This is a genomic window from Microlunatus aurantiacus, from assembly GCF_039536605.1.
Taxonomy (GTDB): Bacteria; Actinomycetota; Actinomycetes; order Propionibacteriales; family Propionibacteriaceae; genus Microlunatus; species Microlunatus aurantiacus.
This window is the reverse complement of the sequence record NZ_BAAAYX010000002.1, coordinates 575,003-592,583: the sequence shown is the minus strand read 5'-3', so window position 1 is coordinate 592,583 and position 17,581 is coordinate 575,003. Positions and strand designations below refer to the sequence as shown.

The 17,581-nt window shown below is 72.3% G+C and carries 12 protein-coding genes; 3 read left to right on the top strand and 9 right to left on the bottom strand.

Features of this window, described 5'->3' with window-relative positions:
- Positions 1-1,764, bottom strand: a complete 1,764-nt coding sequence (locus tag ABD714_RS02855; RefSeq protein WP_425562325.1) for a DEAD/DEAH box helicase — start codon at positions 1,762-1,764, stop codon at positions 1-3.
- A gap of 63 nt (positions 1,765-1,827) precedes the next feature.
- Positions 1,828-3,246 (bottom strand): MFS transporter, encoded by a 1,419-nt coding sequence (locus tag ABD714_RS02850; RefSeq protein ID WP_344810753.1) that lies wholly within the window; start codon positions 3,244-3,246, stop codon positions 1,828-1,830.
- A 206-nt stretch (positions 3,247-3,452) separates the two neighbouring features.
- On the opposite strand from ABD714_RS02850, the gene ABD714_RS02845 reads away from it, so the two are divergent.
- Positions 3,453-3,782, top strand: a complete 330-nt coding sequence (locus tag ABD714_RS02845) for a DUF3039 domain-containing protein (RefSeq protein ID WP_344810752.1) — start codon at positions 3,453-3,455, stop codon at positions 3,780-3,782.
- A gap of 36 nt (positions 3,783-3,818) precedes the next feature.
- On the opposite strand, the gene ABD714_RS02840 is transcribed toward ABD714_RS02845, so the two are convergent.
- The gene (locus ABD714_RS02840; RefSeq protein ID WP_344810751.1) at positions 3,819-4,610 is read right to left on the bottom strand and encodes a hypothetical protein; all 792 of its coding nucleotides are present in this window, start codon (positions 4,608-4,610) and stop codon (positions 3,819-3,821) included.
- Positions 4,611-4,707: 97 nt separating this feature from the next.
- Between ABD714_RS02840 and ABD714_RS02835 the strand changes: the two genes are divergently transcribed.
- Positions 4,708-5,220, top strand: coding sequence for a SixA phosphatase family protein (locus tag ABD714_RS02835; protein ID WP_344810750.1), 513 nt, complete (start codon positions 4,708-4,710; stop codon positions 5,218-5,220).
- Positions 5,221-5,322: 102 nt separating this feature from the next.
- On the opposite strand, the gene ABD714_RS02830 is transcribed toward ABD714_RS02835, so the two are convergent.
- From ABD714_RS02830 to ahcY, 5 genes are all read right to left on the bottom strand, one after another.
- On the bottom strand, positions 5,323-6,198 hold the full coding sequence (locus tag ABD714_RS02830; RefSeq protein WP_344810749.1) for a DUF559 domain-containing protein: 876 nt from the start codon (positions 6,196-6,198) through the stop codon (positions 5,323-5,325).
- 179 nt (positions 6,199-6,377) lie between these two features.
- A complete protein-coding gene (locus ABD714_RS02825) occupies positions 6,378-7,265 on the bottom strand; it encodes a transglutaminase family protein (protein WP_344810748.1) in 888 nt (295 codons plus the stop codon).
- Positions 7,262-9,886: a circularly permuted type 2 ATP-grasp protein gene (locus ABD714_RS02820; RefSeq protein ID WP_344810747.1), complete on the bottom strand. Its 2,625-nt coding sequence runs from the start codon at positions 9,884-9,886 to the stop codon at positions 7,262-7,264. Before ABD714_RS02820 ends, ABD714_RS02825 begins: the two co-directional genes overlap by 4 nt.
- A complete protein-coding gene (locus ABD714_RS02815) occupies positions 9,883-13,239 on the bottom strand; it encodes a transglutaminase family protein (RefSeq protein WP_344810746.1) in 3,357 nt (1,118 codons plus the stop codon). The genes ABD714_RS02820 and ABD714_RS02815 overlap by 4 nt, the downstream gene beginning before the upstream one ends.
- Before the next feature lie 204 nt (positions 13,240-13,443).
- On the bottom strand, positions 13,444-14,910 hold the full coding sequence (ahcY, locus tag ABD714_RS02810; RefSeq protein WP_344810745.1) for an adenosylhomocysteinase: 1,467 nt from the start codon (positions 14,908-14,910) through the stop codon (positions 13,444-13,446).
- A 412-nt stretch (positions 14,911-15,322) separates the two neighbouring features.
- Here ahcY and ABD714_RS02805 point away from each other — a divergent pair, with 412 nt between their 5' ends.
- Complete coding sequence (locus tag ABD714_RS02805) at positions 15,323-16,855, top strand: protein kinase domain-containing protein (RefSeq protein WP_344810744.1); 1,533 nt, start codon at positions 15,323-15,325, stop codon at positions 16,853-16,855.
- Positions 16,856-16,886: 31 nt separating this feature from the next.
- Here ABD714_RS02805 and ABD714_RS02800 read toward each other — a convergent pair whose 3' ends face one another.
- Positions 16,887-17,558 carry a phosphatase PAP2 family protein gene (locus tag ABD714_RS02800; RefSeq protein WP_344810743.1) on the bottom strand — a complete coding sequence of 224 codons (672 nt, stop codon included), beginning with the start codon at positions 17,556-17,558 and terminating at the stop codon, positions 16,887-16,889.
- Positions 17,559-17,581 lie beyond the last annotated feature (23 nt).

The following is a 17,581-nucleotide window of genomic DNA, read 5'->3' as shown; positions in this document are numbered from 1 at the left end:
TCAGGCACCCTTCTTGCGGGTGATCGCCCAGTGCCGGATGTGGTCGATCCGCTGCTGGAGCTCGTCCGCCCCGGCCACCGCCGACGGCGGGCCGCCGCAGGCGGCGCGGAGCTCGGCGTGGATGACGCCGTGCGGGGTGTCGGTGCGGTGGTGCCAGGCGGCGACCAGCCCGTTGAGCTCCTTGCGGAGGTCGCGGAGCAGCTGGTGGGTGCTCCGCTCGGCGTGCTCGGGGCGGGGGGCCCGGCTGGCGTGGTCGGCCTGACGGCGGCGGAGCAGGTCCTTCACCTGGTCCGGTTCGAGCAGACCCGGCAGCCCGAGGTAGTCCTGCTCCTCCGCGCTGCCCGACTGGGTGGTCAGCCCGAAGTCGGCCCCGTCGAAGACGACCCGGTCGAAGTCGGCCTCGCTGCCCAGGGCGGCGAACGTGCCCTCCGGCAGATCGGCCTCGGTCTGCGTCAGCTCGGCCGCGGCCAGCAGGGCCGCCTCGTCCGGCTCGGACCTGGCGGCCAGCACGTGGTCACGCTCGCGCTCCATCTCGGCGGCGAAGCTGAGCAGCAGCGGGACGCTGGGCACGAAGACCGACGCCGTCTCCCCGCGGGCGCGGGCGCGGACGAACCGGCCCACCGCCTGGGCGAAGAACAGCGGGGTCGAGGTGGTGGTCGCGTACACGCCGACCGCGAGCCGGGGCACGTCCACCCCCTCCGACACCATCCGCACGGCGACCATCCAGCGCTGGTCGCCCTCGGCGAAGGCGGTGATCTTCTTGCCCGAACCGGGGTCGTCGCTGAGCACGACAGTCGGCTTGCGGCCGGTGATGGCCTTGAGCAGGTCGGCGTACGCCCGGGCGCTGGTCTGGTCGGTCGCGATCACCAGCCCACCCGCGTCGGGCATGTGGCTGCGCACCTCGGTCAGCCGGGTGTCGGCCGCCTGCAGCACCGCCGAGATCCAGGACCCGTTCGGGTCCAGGGCCGTCCGCAGGGCCTGCGCGGCGAGGTCCCTGGTCATCGGACCGCCCAGGCGCGCGTTCACCTCGTCGCCGGCGCTGGTCCGCCACTGCATCTCGCCCGAGTAGGCCATGAACAGGACCGGGCGGACGATCTGGTCGGCCAGCGCCTGCGCGTACCCGTAGGTGAAGTCGGCGACCGACCGCAGACCCCCGTCGCCCGTCGGCTCGTAGCGCACGAACGGGATCGGGTTGGTGTCGGACCGGAACGGTGTCCCGGTCAGCATCAGCCGCCGGGTCGCCGGGTCGAACGCCTCGCGCACCGACTCGCCCCAGGACAGCGCGTCCCCGGCGTGGTGCACCTCGTCCAGCACCACCAGCGTCTTGAACCCCTCCACCCGGATCCGCAGGGCCAGCGGGTTGGCCGCCACGCCTGCGTACGTCAGGGCGATGCCGTTGAAGTCCCGGGCCGCCTTGCCCTGCCGGACGCCGAACTGGGGGTCGATGGCGATGCCGACCCGGTCGGCGGCCTCGGCCCACTGGGTCTTCAGGTGCTCGGTCGGGGCCACGATGACGATCCGGTCCACGACCCGCTTGGCCAGCAGGTTGGCGGCCACCGTGAGCGCGAAGGAGGTCTTGCCGGCGCCCGGGGTGGCCACGGCCAGGAAGTCCTTGCGCGGGTCATCGAAGTAGGCGTGCAGCGCGGCCGTCTGCCAGGCCCGCAGCTTGGTGGCGGTGCCCCAGGCGGCGCGGTCCGGGAAGGCCGGTGGCAGTCCCGTGACCGCCAGATCGGTCGCGTCGCACGACGGTTGGGGCCTACTCACCGGGGCGAGTGTAGTCGCGGGACGGGCGGGTTCCGGTGACGCGCCACGCCGCCGAGGGACCGGTCACGCGGCCGAGGAGTCGTTGCGTACGGGGCCGATCCGCAGCGAGCTGGCGGTCGCCGCGAGACCGACCACGATCATGGCCGCGAGCAGCGCGCCGAAGGTCAGCGGCAGGTTCCCGGTGTCGTGCAGCGCGGCGAAGATCGACCCGGTGAGCCCGACGAAGAGCCCCGATCCGAGCGCGTCGCCCACGTTCAGGGAAGCCCCGTTGCGGCCCTGCTCGCCTGCCGGGGTGAGCGTCATCACCGCCAGCCCGGTGCTCGCGGTGGCCAGCCCCATGCCGAAGCCGGCGAACAGCCAGCCGAGCCCGACCAGCCCGAACCACAGCTGCGGCAGCACCGCCGCCACCAGGCAGATCGCGATGCCGAGGGTGACCGACAAGGTCCCGTACGTGATCAGCCGGTCCCGCCGGGTCCGCAGCCAGGACTGGGACTGCAGCCAGGACGCGGTGGTCCAGCCGAGGGCACCGACGGTGAGCATGGCGCCGGCCACGACCAGCGGGACCTGCCGCTGCTCGACCAGCATCAGCGGCAGGAACGCCTCGGAGCCGAAGAACGCACCGGGCAGCAGCGCACGCACCCAGATCACCGCGGTCAGCCCCGGACGCCAGCGCAGGAACCCGGGCGGCATCAGCCGCGGCAGCGAGAGGGCCAGACCCACCAGCCCGGCCGCGAACAGGCCGAGAGCGAGCAGGTCGAGCCGCTGACCGGCCAGCTGGATGGCCGCCGCGGCCAGGGCCACCACGCCCGCGGCCCACAGCGGGGCCGGTCTCGCCGCGCCGGAGCCCTCGACGGCCGGCTCCGGTGGGGTGAAGTTCCGGATCAGGATGAGCAGGGTCGGGGTGGACACGATCGCCCCGAAGGCGACCAGCGGCAGCACGGCGAAGAACACCCAGTGCCAGCTCAGGGTCTCGGTCAGCCAGGCCGAGATCGGCGGGCCGACGAAGGCGGGCAGCACCCAGGCGGTGGAGATGTAGGTGAACATCCGCGGGCGCTGGCGGGCGTCGAAGGCATGGGCGATCAGCACGAAGGCAGCGGTGTTCATCACGCCGCTGCCCAGCCCCTGGACCAGTCGGCCGCCGATCAGCTGAAGCATGTGCTCGGCGGTGCCGGCGACCACCAGACCGACCGCGAAGATCGCCATCCCGACGAACAGCGGCTTGGCCGGACCGATCCGGTCGGCGAGGCGGCCGGCGACCACGGTGGCGAACAGCATCCCGATGACGAAGGCGGAGAACGCCCACGCGTAGTACTCGAAGCCGTTCAGGTCGCGCGCCGCCACCGGCATCGCCGTGGCCACGGCGATCGACTCGAAGGCGATGGCCACCACTGTCGTGCAGATGCCGATGGCCAGGGCGCGACGGGAGACGGGCGCGCCGTGGGCGGGAGCCGTCGGCGTCGGCTCGGTGTGGTCGGTGGACATCCGGTCCATCCCATCACTCCGCCGCCCGGTTGTCAGATCGGGTGAGCCCGGTTGTCAGATCGGGCTGAGCCCGGTTGTCAGATCGGGCTGAGCCCGGTTATCGGATCGGGCTGAGCCCGGTTGTCGGATCAGCTGAGCGGGGGACCGGGCGGGGCCGACTCGGCGCGTGGCTACCGCGGACGGCCCCGGCTTCCTAGACTGGTCGGGTGACCCAGCAGCAGCTCAGCCCCGGTGCGGAGACGATCCTCGACGAGCGGACCGAGTTCCGCGTCGACGACGGCGACCACGAGCGCTTCTCGCACTACGTGCCCAAGGACAAGCTCACCGAGGCGATGGTGATGGGGACGCCCGTGGTGGCGCTGTGCGGCAAGGTCTGGGTGCCGAGCCGTGATCCCCAGCGCTTCCCGGTCTGCCCGGAGTGCAAGAACATCTGGGAGGGCCTGCCCGCCAATGGCAAGGGCAAAGGGGGCAAAGGCGGCGACGGCAAGGGTGGCGACGGGAAGGGTGGCGACGGGGGCCAGGGCGGGGACGCCTGACCGTCGCCGCGCGAGACCCCCGGTCTTTCGCGGGGGTCAGCAGAACGAGCCGTACACCTGCCGGGCCACGGCGTTGCCCTTCGGCGGCTCGACCGCGCAGTTCACCGTGCCGATGGTCGGGTCCGCTTCGGCGGTGAACCGCCAACGCTGCTCCTGACCTGCGCAGTCGACGATCACGTCGGCGCTGAGCAGCCCGGACGCGCTGTACAGGACGTACGTGCCGGTGGCGTTGTAGGGGCGCCTGTTCGCGTCGGTGCCGGTGTCGGGCGGCTCGGGCCGGGTCAACAGCACCGTGTTCTTCGAGGAGCCTTCGATCAGGTCGGCGATCTTCTTGACCGTCGCCTGGTCGTCGATCGTGGTCACGGCGTCCGGGGCGGTCAGGACGGGAGTGGCGAAGTCGGTCTGCTCGCGCGTGCCGGGGGTCAGGTTGCGTCCGTCGGACACGACGGTGACGACCTCGGTGGTCCGCCGGGGTTCGACGGCCGAGCGCTCGATCCGGATCGGGGTCACGCTCGAGCAGGACACCTGGGCCACGCTGGGTGTGCCGGAACCGCCCGGGGTGGCCGTGCCACCCGGCGTCGCGGAGTCCCCCGGGCTGGCCGACCCGGACGGAGTCGCGCTGAGATCGGGGCTCGCGGTGCCCGTCCCGCCCGGCGAGGCCGTGCCCGAGGCAGTGGCCGACGGGCTGGTCGGCAGCATCGGGGGCTCAGCACGACCACACCCGGCCAGCAGCAGCGTCGCGGCCGCCGAGAGGGCCGCGGCCAGCAGGATCGGACGGCGGATCGTCGACGGGTGCCCGCCGCGGCGGCGGTGCGAGGGGGTCGGCATAGTGGGGAGCCTAGAACCCGCGGGCCCGCTGCTGTGGTGCGGGTCACAGTCACTGATCGCCGGTGCCGTGCACCCGAACGCCGAGAGGGCCCCGCCGATGGCCGACCACCTGCTCTACCTGCTCCGCCACGCGAAGTCCGACTGGGAGGAGCCGCTCACCGACCACGAGCGCCCGCTGGCCCCTCGCGGCGTCCGCGACGCGGGGGCGGTCGGGCGGCTGCTGGCCGTCCGCGGCTGGCGACCCGACCTCGTCCTGTGCTCGACCGCCGTCCGCACCGTGCAGACCTGGCAGCGGGCCACGGCGGCGGGCGCCGAGGCCGGCGAGGTGCAGCTGACCGACGCCATCTACGAGGCGTCGACCAACCGCCTGCTCGGCCTGGTCCAGCAGACCCCGGAGACGGTGGGCAGTCTGATGCTGATCGGTCACGGCCCGGGGCTGCCGGGTCTCGCCGTCACCCTCGGGTCGCGACCCGGACCCCGGGCGGCGTGGGCCCGGATGGACGAGAAGTACCCGACCGCGGGGCTGACCGTGCTCCGACTCCCCGGCCCGTGGGCCGCCACCCTCCCGGGCACCGCCGAGCTGGTGGCGTTCGAGGTCCCGCGCGGCTGACCCTGCCAGGGCAGATCTGCGTCGAACTCAGCTCGACCTGAGCCAACGGGGCTCGACCCGCCGCGCGCGGTGCAGGTCGAGCTGCGGATGACGCAGGGACGCCTAGCGAAGGCGCCGTGCCCCCAGCGCGTGACGGAGCGTCCGGATGACGTAGTCGGGCTCCCGGGTCAGCATCAGCCAGGTGAAGCGGACGATGAGCCAGCCGTCGAGCACGAGGGCGTTCTGACGGGCACGATCGGACTCGAACACGTCGGGCTCGCAGTGGTGGGCCCGACCGTCGATCTCGCCGGCCACGCGTTCTCTGTCGAAGCCGACATCCAGGAAGTAGGTCGCACCCCCCACGTGGACCTTGCGGTTGGCGACCCAGCCGGTGATCCCCTCGCTCCGCAGGAGACGATGCGCTTGGCGTTCGGCGTGCGACCACGGTTCGGCGCGCGAGTCGAGCAGCACCCGGCGGCGATCGACGTTGCCGGGACGCTGCGGCGTCGTGCGCAGAGCGTCGTACAGCGTGGCCAGGGTCACCTGACGACTGTGGAGCGCGACGTCGATCGGATCGGTGAACTCGGTCGTGGCTAGCTCGAGTGCCGTCAGGGCAGGGGTTGTCAGGCGCACCGGTCCCGCGCTCGTCACCAGCTCCGCGGGTATGCGACGGCGGGTGAACGCGAAGCCCGGCTGGGGTCGGTGCTGTGTCACCGAAGCAACCTGCAGCGTCGACGGTGGGGCAAGCTTCGGCCAGAAGGTGAGCATGGCCGCCCCCTGCGCCTGCACGACGGCGTTCGGGTCCCACCGGCAGACCGCCGCCATCCGAAGCACGGGATCCTCGGCGTGGGCGCGATCGGCGTAGACGCCGGGAAGCACCCGGGCGATGCGGCCCCGAGTGCAGGCCCGGGTCAGGGCATCGTCCAGGGTGGGGTGCTCGCGACGCAGCACCAGGTGGTCGCGGCCGAGCAGGTGGTCGATCTCGTCATCAGGGCGCATATCTGCACCCTGGGGACGTCGACGCTTTTCGACCGCCCGGATCGGCGCCCTGTGGACAACCCGGTGACGTCGCTCGCCCTGTGGACAACACAGAAGTGCGTCGAACTCAGCTCGACCTGGGCGAATCGGGCCCGACACGCCGGGCAGAGCCCAGGTCGAGCTGCAGCTGACGCAGGTAGCTAGTCCAGCGGCGCCATGTCGACGCTGACCTTCATCTGGGACTTCTTCGCCTCGGTGAAGATGACGCCCTTGACCGGGGTGACGTCGGCATAGTCGCGGCCCCAGGCCACGGTGGCGTGGGAGGCGTCGATGAGCCGGTTGTTGGTCGGGTCCAGGTACATCCAGCCGTTGCCGGGGACCCAGCACCCCACCCAGGCGTGGGAGGCGTCCGCGCCGACCAGTCGCGGCTTGCCGGGCGGGGGCCGGGTGGCCAGGTAGCCGCTGACGTACCGACCGGCCAGCCCGAGACTGCGCAGCCCGGAGACCATGAAGTGGGTGAAGTCCTGGCAGACCCCGGTCTTGTTCTCCAGCAGCTCGGCCACCCGGGTGGCGACGGTGGTCGACCCGGACTTGTAGGTGAAGTCGGCGTAGACCCGGTGCATGAGCTCGGTGACGGCCTCCCCCACCGGCCGGCCGGGTGGGAAGGACACCTCGGTGTACTCACGGATCCCCGGCGGGATGTCCACCATGGTGGAGGCGAAGACGAAGTCGATCGCCTGCCAGGCGTCCGGGTCGCGCTCGGCTGCGGTCCCCGGTACCAGCGGGCGCGCCTGCTCCCACGGCTGGCCCAGGGCCTCGACGTCGTAGCGGGGCGGCTCGATCTCGATCTCCGACGTGGCGGTCACCACCAGCTCGGTGTGCGGCTCGACCACGTGGAAGTAGGACTTGGTGTTGCCGTAGAGGTCGATGTGGCGGAACATGTCCGCCGCGCCGGGGTCGACGGTCACCTCGTGGGTGAGGCAGCGCTGCCAGTCCAGGTCCCGCGGGCGCAGGTGGAACTGCCCGTAGCTCCCGGTGACGTCGTCGTCGTAGGTGTAGGTGGTGATGTGCCGCACCCGGTACCTCATGCCCCACCTCCGGAGCCCCACATCGGCTGCAGGGTCGGCGGCAGCTGCTGGTACTGGTCGCGGATGGCCACGGACAGGTCGCGGAGCTGCGCGGACAGCCCCTCCAGGTACGCCCCGAGGGCCGCGCGCCCGTCCCGGGACGGTCCCTCCGCCGAGCCGAGCAGCTCGGCCAGGTCGACCTGGCGCACCTGCAGCGCGAACGCGTCCGCCAACCGCAGCGGTCGAGCTGTGGGCGAGGCGTTCGGGATCGCCCGCAGGTCGCCCAGGATGCGCTCCGCCTGGTAGGCGACCGATCGCGGGTTGCGCACGTCGGTGACCAGCAGCTCGACGGCGGCCTCCACCCGGTCCCGACCGCGGTAGCGGCGGCGGAAGGTGACGATGGACTCCGACGCGGTCAGCACGGCGTCGACGACCAGCCGCTCGGTGTCCCACGACCGCTCCGCGCAGACGGTCGCCTGCAGCAGCGCCAGCACCTGCAGCGCCCGCTCCAGGCCCCGGCCGGTGTCGAGCATGTACCAGCCGGCGTCGCGGACCATGTTCTCGCTGACGATGCCGGCCAGGGCCAGCAGCCCCGACAGGATCCGCTCGCTCGCGTCGGTCAGCTGCAGCCCCTGGTCGTACGGGTTCGCGGCCAGCGCCGCCGACGCGCGCTCGATGTCGGCCAGCACCATCCAGACGTCGTCGGACAGCTGGTCGCGCACGCCCTGGGCGGCCAGTGACAGCGCGCTCAGCGACTGGGCCGCGGTGCCCGACCGGTGCCGGTCCAGCAGCAGCGACCGCAGCTCCGGCATCATCTCCCGGCCGGACGTGAGGAAGCCCGGGTACGTGGTGGACACCCGGGTCACCGCCCGTTCCAGCACCTCCAGCGCCCGTCCCTGGGTGACGTCCAGGTCGGTCTCGATGGCCACCGTCCGGGTGGCCAGGACCAGCCGCAGCAGGTCCTCGGCGCGCTCGGCGTAGCGACCGAACCAGAACAGGTCCGACAGCACCCGCGGGACCATGGCCGCCGAGGCCGCGTCGACCGGGGCGGCCAGGTGCTCGCCCTCGCCGCGGACCCGGACGCCGGTCGGTCGGCCCGAGATGATCGGGTGCTCGCTGACCACCCAGACGTCCTTGGCGAGGCCGCCACCGGGCGCTGTCACCAGCGCGCCCCGCGACTGGTCGGCGTCGTCGCTGACCCGGGCCAGACCGCCGAGCATCGCCGTGTAGGACGCCCCGTCCCGGACGGCGAACGAGCGCAGCACCACGTTCCGCGGCACCAGGCGGTCGTCGGCGGTGGTGGGGGTGGACGAGAGGTTGAGCACCTGCTGGGCCACGAAGCGGTGCGGGTTGGCGCGGATCATGGCCAGCACCTGCTCCCGCTTCTCCTTCGACAGGGCGACCGCCCGGACGCTCCGGCCCCGGCCCCGGCTGGTCGGCCGGATCACCAGGTCGTCGAGGTGCTGGGTCGCGTAGCGGAGCGAGTCCGGGTCACCGCACCACCACGTCTGCACCGACGGCAGCCGCAGCGGCTGGCCCAGCAGCCGCTCGCACAGGTCGGGCAGGTACGGCATCAGCGCCGGGTTCTCCACGATCCCGGAGCCGATGGTGTTGACCACGCTGACGGTGCCGTGCCGGACGCACTCGACCAGACCGGCCACCCCCAACCGCGAGCCGGGGCGCAGCTCCAGCGGATCGGTCCAGATCGAGTCGACCCGCCGCAGGATGACGTCGACCTCCTCCAGCTTGCCCAGCACCCGCATCCAGACCCGGCCGTCACGGACGGTGAGGTCCCGCCCCTCGACCAGCGGGAACCCGAGCAGCGAGGCCAGGAACGCCTGGTCGAAGGCGGTCTCGGACAGGGTGCCCGGACTGAGCACCACCACCCGGGGGTTCTCCACCCGGGCGGGCGCGGCGTCGACCAGCGCGGTCCGCATCGCCTGGAAGAACGGGGTCAGCCGGTGCAGGTGGGCGGCGTGGTAGACCTCCGGCATCACCCGGGACACCACCCGCCGGTTCTGCATGGCGTAGCCGGCCCCGGACGGCGCCTGGGTGCGGTCCGACATCACCTTCCAGCGACCGTCGTCGTCGCGCCCCAGATCGACCGCGACCATGAACAGCGACGGGCTGACCGGGGCGCCGACCATGGTGCGCAGGTACTCGTCGTGGTCCAGCACCGCGGGCACCGGCAGGTGCCGGCCCGCCAGCAGCTTCTGGGCGCCGTAGAGGTCGGCGACGATCGCGTCCAGCAGCTCCGACCGCTGCACGACTCCGGCCTCCAGCGCGGACCACTCGCGCTCCTGCAGCACCAGCGGCAGCGGGTCCAGGCGCCAGGGCAGCTGTTCGGCGAGCGGCTGCGGCTCGTGGGGCCGACCGGGAGGTGGCGCGCTGTGGTCGGCGAAGGTGACCGTCGCCGCCGGCCCGGGGGTGTAGGTGACGCCGTCGTCCTCGAGCAGCCGCGCGACCTCCCACTGGGCGCGCCGCAGGTCGGCCCCGCGGTAGGACCGGAGACCGTCGGCCAGACCGGCCCAGCCGTCCCGGATGCCGCCCTGGGGTCCGGCGAACTCGTCGTAGCCGGGTGCCCCGACCGCGAACATGTCCGGCTGGACCTTGCTGGCCAGGTAGTGCTCGAGGACCGTCATCCGCGGCCCCACCGCCGAGGTGTCCGACGGCGCAGGTCGAGCGTCAACGGGTACTCGTCGACGTCACCGGCCCGCCACGCGTCACGCTGGGCGAGGCCGTCGACGTCGATCGCTCCGGTGCTGTGACCCATCGCCTCGAACCGACGGGAGCGCCGCGCCTCCGCCTCCTTGGCGTTGACCGGCGGGTGGTCGTACGACCGGCCGCCCGGGTGGACGACGTGGTAGGTCGCACCCCCCAGCGACAGCCGGTTGCCGAGGTCGACCACGTCGAAGACCAGCGGGGTGTCGATCTCCAGGGTCGGGTGCAGCGCCGACCAGGGCTTCCAGGCCTTGTAGCGGACACCGGCCACGTAGGTCCCCGGTGTCCCGGTGGGCTGCAGCGGCACCGGCCGGCCGTTGCAGGTGACGGCGTAGCGGGTGGTGTCGAAGCCGGAGACGAGCACCTGGACCCGCTCCACCGAGGAGTCGACGTAGCGGGCGGTGCCGCCGGAGCTGGACTCCTCGCCGAGCACGTTCCAGGGCTCGATCGCCGAGCGGAGCTCCAGGGTGGCGTCGCCGATCTGGCTGATACCGATCCGCGGGAACCGGAACTCCAGGTACGGGTCGAACCAGGCCAGGTCGATGTCGATCCCGTGCCGGCGCAGGTCCGCGACCACGTCGGCCAGGTCGCTGGCCACGAAGTGCGGCAGCAGGAACCGCTCGTGCAGGCGGGTGCCCCAGCGGATCAACGGCGCGCGGTACGGCTCCAGGGCCGACCGGGCCAGGATCGAGCGGACCAGCAGGGCCTGCACCAGGGCCATGTCCGGGTGCGGCGGCATCTCGAAGCCCCGCAGCTCGAGCAGCCCGAGCCGCCCCCGGGAGGAGTCGGGGCTGTACATCTTGTCGATGCAGAACTCGGCCCGGTGGGTGTTGCCGGTGATGTCGGTGAGCAGGTGCCGCAGCGCCCGGTCCACCGCCCACGGCCGGTGGTCCCACTCGTCCTCGGGCCGGTCGACCAGGCGCTCGACCTCGGAGAAGGCGATCTCCAGCTCGTACAGGGTCTCCGGCCGGCCCTCGTCGACCCGGGGGGCCTGGCTGGTGGGGCCGACGAACCGCCCCGAGAACAGGTACGACAGGGACGGGTGGTGCTGCCAGTAGGTGAGCATGCTGACCAGCAGGTCGGGTCGCTTGAGCAGCGGCGAGGAGGCCGGCTCGGCGCCCCCGAGGGTGATGTGGTTGCCCCCACCGGTGCCGCTGTGACGGCCGTCCAGACCGAACGTCTCGGTGCCGAGCCGGCAGCGCCGGGCGGTCTCGTACAGGTGGGCGGTGAGCTCGGCGAACTCGGTCCAGCTGGAGGTCGGGTGCACGTTGACCTCGATCACGCCGGGGTCGGGGGTGACCATCAGCACCCGGGCGCGGGGGTCCGGCGGTGGGCCGTAGCCCTCGAAGACGACGGGCACCCCGACCTCGCGCACCACCGCGTCGAGCAGACCGATCAGCTCGGCGAACTTCTCCAGCTTCTCCAGCGGCGGCAGGTAGAGGTGGACGATCCCGTCCCGGGCCTGCACCACCAGGGCGGTCCGCGACGGGGTCTCGTCGGGGTCGACGACCACGGCTGCCGGGGTGGACGCCGAGAGCTCGGCGCCGGAGCGGGTGTAGTCCTCCTCCCCCTCGAACTCGGGGTCCTTCCAGTTCACCGAGGACAGCGGCATCCGCGCGCCGGCCGGGGAGTCACCCGGCAGCAGCACCAGCCGGCCCCGGCGGAACCGCCACCGGGCGCTGGCCCAGCCGTTGCCCCACCAGGCCGGGGTGAGCGGCAGCGCCCAGGCGGCCGGGACCGAGAGGTCGGCGTCCAGGGCCGACACCAGGTCCGGCTCGGTGCGCACCGGGTCGTCGCCGGTGGCCGGTGGCTCACCCTCGGGCTTGGCCACCTCGGCGGCCAGGGCGGCGAACGGGTCCTCGTAGCAGGCCTGCAGGGCGTCGGTGGGCAGTCCGAGGCGCTCGGTGACGAGCCGGGCGACGCGTTCGGCAGCCGCGGCCGCCTGCGCCTGGGCGGCGGTGTCGTCGGACGTGGGTCCGTCGAACGGGTTGGCCAGCAGCGCCGGATCGGACCACAGGGCTTCGCCGTCGGCCCGCCAGATCAGGCCGATCTGCCACCGCGGGAGCGCCTCCCCGGGATACCACTTGCCCTGGCTCCGCTGGATCAGACCGCCCGGCGCGAGGTCGGCGAAGAGCCGGACGGCCAGCTCGTCGGCCAGCTTCCGCTTCTCCGGGCCGTCCGCGGCGACGGTCCACTGGGGAGACGTCATGTCGTCGATGGAGACGAAGGTCGGCTCGCCGCCCATGGTCAGGTCCAGACCGAGGTCGGCGAGGATCTTGTCCACCGAGACCCCCACCTCCTGCAGGTGCGCGACCTGCCCGGGGGTGTACGGCTTGGTCACCCGCGGGTCCTCGTGGAAGCGCGTGACGGTGTTGTGGAACGCGAACTCGACCTGGGTCGGCTCGGTCGCGCCGCTGATCGGCGAGGCGTGGCTGGGGTGCGGGGTGGCGGCCAGCGGGATGTGGCCCTCGCCGGCGAACAGCGCCGAGGTCGGGTCCAGACCGATCCAGCCCGCGCCGGGGACGAACACCTCGGCCCAGGCGTGCAGGTCGGTGAAGTCCTCCTTGGGTCCGCCCGGACCCTCCAGCGGCTCGGTGTCGGAGGTGAGCTGGACCAGGTAGCCGGAGACGAAGCGGGCGGCCAGCCCGAAGTGCCGCAGGGCCGCGACCAGCAGCCAGGCCGAGTCCCGGCAGGAGCCGATGGCCCGGGTCAGCGTCTCGTCCGGGCTCTGCACGCCCGGCTCCATCCGCACGGAGTAGGCCACGTCGCCGTAGACGGCCGCGTTCAGGGCGACCAGGAAGTCCACGATGGGGATGGCCGGGCGCGACCCGTCCGGTCCGGACCGGCCGACCGGCAGCCGGTCCAGCCACGCGCTCAGCACGGGTCCGAGCCCCAGTCCCGGCGCGTCCTCCACCGGGGCCAGGTAGGGGTCGAGATCGGTCCGCAGCCCGTCGGAGTACGTGAACGGGTAGGTCTCGGCGTAGTCCTCGACGAAGAAGTCGAACGGGTTGATGACCTCCAGGTCCGCGACCAGGCCGACCGTGATGTCGAGCTCGTCGGCCTTCTCGGGGAACACCACCCTGGCCAGGTAGTTGCCGAACGGGTCCTGCTGCCAGTTCAGGAAGTGGTTCGCCGGCGAGATGGTCAGCGAGTACGCCTCGATCGGCGTCCTCGTGTGCGGCGCCGGCCGCAGCCGGATGACGTGTGGCGCGATGTCGATCGGCCGGTCGAACCGGTAGGTCGTACGGTGCTCCAACGCGACCTTGATGCTCATTCGGTCATCCAACCGCACGCGTGTGACGGGCTGGTTTCCGTCCGTCCTGTCATCCGATCACCCATCCTGGTTGGCCCCCGACTCGGAGCGCCCCTGATCGCAGGAGCGAGGAGGGACGGACATGCTCTTCGTCCGTCCCGACGAGCGACGACGACAGGGGCCGCGAGCTCCGAGCCGCGTCCGAGCGGAGCGAGGACGGACGACTCAGTACCGGTACTCGTCGGACTTGTACGGACCCTCCACCGGGACGCCCAGGTAGCCGGCCTGGGTCTCGGTCAGCTCGGTCAGCCGGACACCGAGAGCGTCCAGGTGCAGCCGGGCCACCGCCTCGTCGAGGTGCTTGGGCAGCGTGTAGACCCCGACCGGGTACTGCTCGGTCTTGGTGAACAGCTCGATCTGGGCCAGCACCTGGTTGGTGAAGGAGTTGCTCATCACGAAGCTGGGGTGGCCGGTGGCGTTGCCGAGGTTCATCAGCCGGCCCTCCGACAGCACCAGGATCGTGTGGGCCGCGTCGGTGTCGGCCTCGAAGGTCCACAGGTCGACCTGCGGCTTGATGTTGGTCCGCCGGACGCCCGGGGTCCTGGTCAGTCCCGCCATGTCGATCTCGTTGTCGAAGTGGCCGATGTTGGCCACGATCGCCTGGTGCTTCATCCGGCTCATCTGGTCGGCCGAGATGACGTTGAAGCAGCCGGTGGCGGTGACGTAGATGTCGGCGACCGGCAGCGCGTCCTCGAGGGTCAGCACCTGGAACCCGTCCATCGCGGCCTGCAGGGCGCAGATCGGGTCCACCTCGGTGACGACCACGCGGGCACCCTGGCCACGGAGAGCGTCCGCGCAGCCCTTGCCGACGTCGCCGTACCCGCAGACGACAGCGACCTTGCCGCCGATCAGGACGTCCGTGGCCCGGTTGAGACCGTCGATCAGCGAGTGGCGGCAGCCGTACTTGTTGTCGAACTTGGACTTGGTGACCGAGTCGTTGACGTTGATGGCCGGGAACAGCAGCGCCTGCTGGCGGTGCATGTCGTAGAGCCGGTGGACGCCGGTGGTGGTCTCCTCGGTGACCCCCTTGAGCGCGTTGGCCACGGCCGTCCAGTCGTAGCCCTCGTCGATCGTGCGCCGGAGCAGCTTCAGGATCACCTGGAACTCCTCCGGGTCCTCGTCGGTCGGCTCGGGCACCTCGCCGGCCTTGAGGAACTCGACGCCCTTGTGCACCAGCAGGGTGGCGTCGCCACCGTCGTCGAGGATCATGTTGGCGAGCTCGTCACCGGGCCAGGTGAGGATCTGCTCGGTGCACCACCAGTACTCCTCCAGCGTCTCGCCCTTCCAGGCGAAGACGGGGACACCACCGGGGTTGTCGGGGCTGCCGTCCGGGCCGACGACGATCGCCGCGGCCGCGTGGTCCTGGGTGGAGAAGATGTTGCAGCTCGCCCAGCGGACCTCCGCACCGAGCGCGACCAGGGTCTCGATCAGCACGGCGGTCTGCACCGTCATGTGCAGCGATCCGGCGATCCGCGCGCCGGCCAGCGGCTTCGACTCCCCGAACTGGGCGCGCATCGCCATCAGACCGGGCATCTCGTGCTCGGCGAGGCTGATCTCCTTGCGACCGAACTCGGCGAGGCCCAGATCGGCCACCTTGTAGTCGGTCGCGGACAGGACTGGGGAAACCGTCATGCTCTGCAGCCTAGGCCGCGCCGGGTGAGCCGACCAAAGGCGACGCGGGCGTGGGACCGTCCGATCGGCTGGACGGGCGGTCGCTGTGCCTCCGATCACGCCCGCCGCAGGTCAACCGCCCGCCCGGATCGCTGTTCGGCGAGGCGTCCGGATCCGGGCTCGCCGGGCCGGCCGGGCCCGCTCAGCCGTCCGGCCGTTGGGCCGCCGACGACGAGAAGGTGAAGGACCACCCGTTTACGTTATAATCTTGTTACCTTCTGCCCTCGGATCTGTGGTCCGGGTCATCGCGGTCGGGCGCAACCTCCGGGACCACCCGGGTGTCGCCTCGGTCGGACGAAGCCGGTGGCAGGATCCGTTCGCCAGGTCCTCGTGCGCGGAGTCGTCGTCAGAACCGCCCAGGAGTGAGGTCACCGTGCCCGAGACCCGTTACCAGATCCGCGAGCTGCTGGGCCGCGGCGGGACCGCCGAGGTCTACGTCGGTGTCGACACCCGCTTGGGGCGGCCCGTGGCCATCAAGCGGCTCCGGGGCGAGCTCGCGGCCAACCCGGTGCTGCGGACCAGGTTCCGGCGCGAGGCTCTGGCCGCGGCCCGCCTGAACGACCCCGGCATCGTGGCGGTCCTCGACACCGTCGAGCTCGAGTCCCGTAGCGGCGGGGCTCCGAGCCCGGTCATCGTGATGGAGCTGGTCGAGGGACCCACCCTGCGCGCGGCGCTGCGCGACGGTCCGCAACCGTCCCGGGACCGTGCGCTCGAGATCGTGGACGCCATCCTGGGCGCCCTGGCCGCCAGCCACCAGGCGGGCATCGTCCACCGCGACATCAAGCCGAGCAACGTCCTGCTCACCGCCGGTGGGCAGGTCAAGGTCGCCGACTTCGGCATCGCGCGCACGCTGTCCGACGACTCGGCGACCCTGACCCAGTCGGCCACCGTGCTCGGCACGCCCCACTACATGTCCCCCGAGCAGGTCCGGGGCCTGCCGGTCGACCACCGCAGCGACCTCTACGCCGTGGGCTGTGTCCTGTACGAGCTCCTCGTCGGCCGACCGCCGTTCGCCGGCGACACCCCTCTCAGCATCGGCTTCCAGCACGTGGCCGAGCCCCCACCCGTTCCCAGTGCCACCCATCCCGCACTGCCGGCGACGCTCGACACGATCGTGCTGCGAGCGCTGCAGAAGAGCCCGCAGGACCGTTACCAGTCCGCCGCCGACATGCGGGCCGACGTCGCCGCCGCCCGGGCCGGCCGTCCGGTGCAGACGGCGGCGAGTCCGACACCGCCGGACGACGAGGGCACCGCCCCACGAGCCCACCACCGATCCCCGGTCCGGACGACACCGCGGGTCAGCGCGGCGTGGGCTCTGGCGTTGGTGGTGCTGGTGCTGGTGCTGACCGGTGTGGCCGGCATCGGGTACCTCCGGTCGTCGTCACCCGCCGCCACGGGCGCCACGTCGACCGTCGGGATCAGCACCGGCCCGACCACCCTGACGGTCCCCGACCGGCTCCTCGGCGCCACCGTCTCGGTGGCCCGCCAGCGCCTGCAGGATGCCGGCTTCACCAACGTGACCAGCCGGGAGGTGCGCGCGGACGACACCGGGAAACCCCCGGGCACCGTGCTCGCCGTCGACCCGGCCGAGGGACGCGCGGTGCCGCCGGAGACGTCGATCACCCTGAGCTACACCGGGGACAGCTCCACCGCGGACGGGACCCCGACGACGGAGGGCTCCCCCGGGCCGACGGACCCCGCCTCCCCCACCGCCTCGTCCCCGAGCCCCGCTGCGACCAGCCGGGCGGGCGGCACCGGATCCGAACCGACCTCCCGAGCGGCGACGAAGGCGACGTCAGCGAAGCAGAAGACGGCGGACCGGGCCAAGGCGAAGACGAAGACGAAGAAGGCAGCGCCCGGACGGGCCGACCGGCCGAAGAAGGCGCACTCGACCTCCAGGAAGTGAGCACGGGCGCGCTGCCCTGCGCCGGCCGCCGTCAGTCCGCGGTCGCGGGCGTCAGCACCCGGTGCCGGTACCAGGCGTACGCGAGGAGGGCGCAGCAGGCACCGGCCGCCATCCCGACGGCCACGTCGGACACGTGGTGCATGCCTCGGTACAGCCGGCCGAAGGCGACCACGAGCGGCACCAGCACGCAGACCGCGCTGACGGCTCGACGCAGGGCGGCCCGCTCGATCCGGGACGCGAGCAGGAGGAAGGAGAGGTAGAGCGCTGTCGAGGCGCCCACGTGGCCGCTGGGGTAGCTGCTCATCGGCAGCAGGGACTCGAGCCGGTTCACCGAGGGGCGTTCCCGGTGGACCAGGGCGGTGACCGTCAGGTACAGGCCCAGCTGCAGCGTGATCGCCATCGCCGGGACGAGCGCCAGTCGCCAGTCCCGGCAGCGCCACAGCACGAACGCCGACACCAGGAGGCAGACCCCGACGATGGCCTGGGTGCTTCCCAGGAACGACCAGACCGAGGTGATCGCGTCCCAGGTACCGCTCCGGCGGTCCGCCAGCGCCTGGTTGACGGCGTCCTCCTCGGTCAGGGGCCCCGCCAGCGGACCGACCACGGCGAGACCGAGACCGACCACCAGGCCACACAGCACCACCACCGGGCCCAGGACCCGGACGACGAGATCCCTCACATCGGCCCAGCGGACGCGGTCCATGACGAGAACGTAACCCCACCGCC

Bases quoted from the DNA above. Each gene is read 5' to 3' on its own strand.
- ABD714_RS02850 (WP_344810753.1), bottom strand. From the start codon at position 3,246: ATGTCCACCGACCACACCGAGCCGACGCCGACGGCTCCCGCCCACGGC.
- ABD714_RS02840 (WP_344810751.1), bottom strand. From the start codon at position 4,610: ATGCCGACCCCCTCGCACCGCCGCCGCGGCGGGCACCCGTCGACGATC.
- ABD714_RS02835 (WP_344810750.1), top strand. From the start codon at position 4,708: ATGGCCGACCACCTGCTCTACCTGCTCCGCCACGCGAAGTCCGACTGG.
- ABD714_RS02830 (WP_344810749.1), bottom strand. From the start codon at position 6,198: ATGCGCCCTGATGACGAGATCGACCACCTGCTCGGCCGCGACCACCTG.
- ABD714_RS02825 (WP_344810748.1), bottom strand. From the start codon at position 7,265: ATGAGGTACCGGGTGCGGCACATCACCACCTACACCTACGACGACGAC.
- ABD714_RS02820 (WP_344810747.1), bottom strand. From the start codon at position 9,886: ATGACGGTCCTCGAGCACTACCTGGCCAGCAAGGTCCAGCCGGACATG.
- ABD714_RS02815 (WP_344810746.1), bottom strand. From the start codon at position 13,239: ATGAGCATCAAGGTCGCGTTGGAGCACCGTACGACCTACCGGTTCGAC.
- ahcY (WP_344810745.1), bottom strand. From the start codon at position 14,910: ATGACGGTTTCCCCAGTCCTGTCCGCGACCGACTACAAGGTGGCCGAT.
- ABD714_RS02800 (WP_344810743.1), bottom strand. From the start codon at position 17,558: ATGGACCGCGTCCGCTGGGCCGATGTGAGGGATCTCGTCGTCCGGGTC.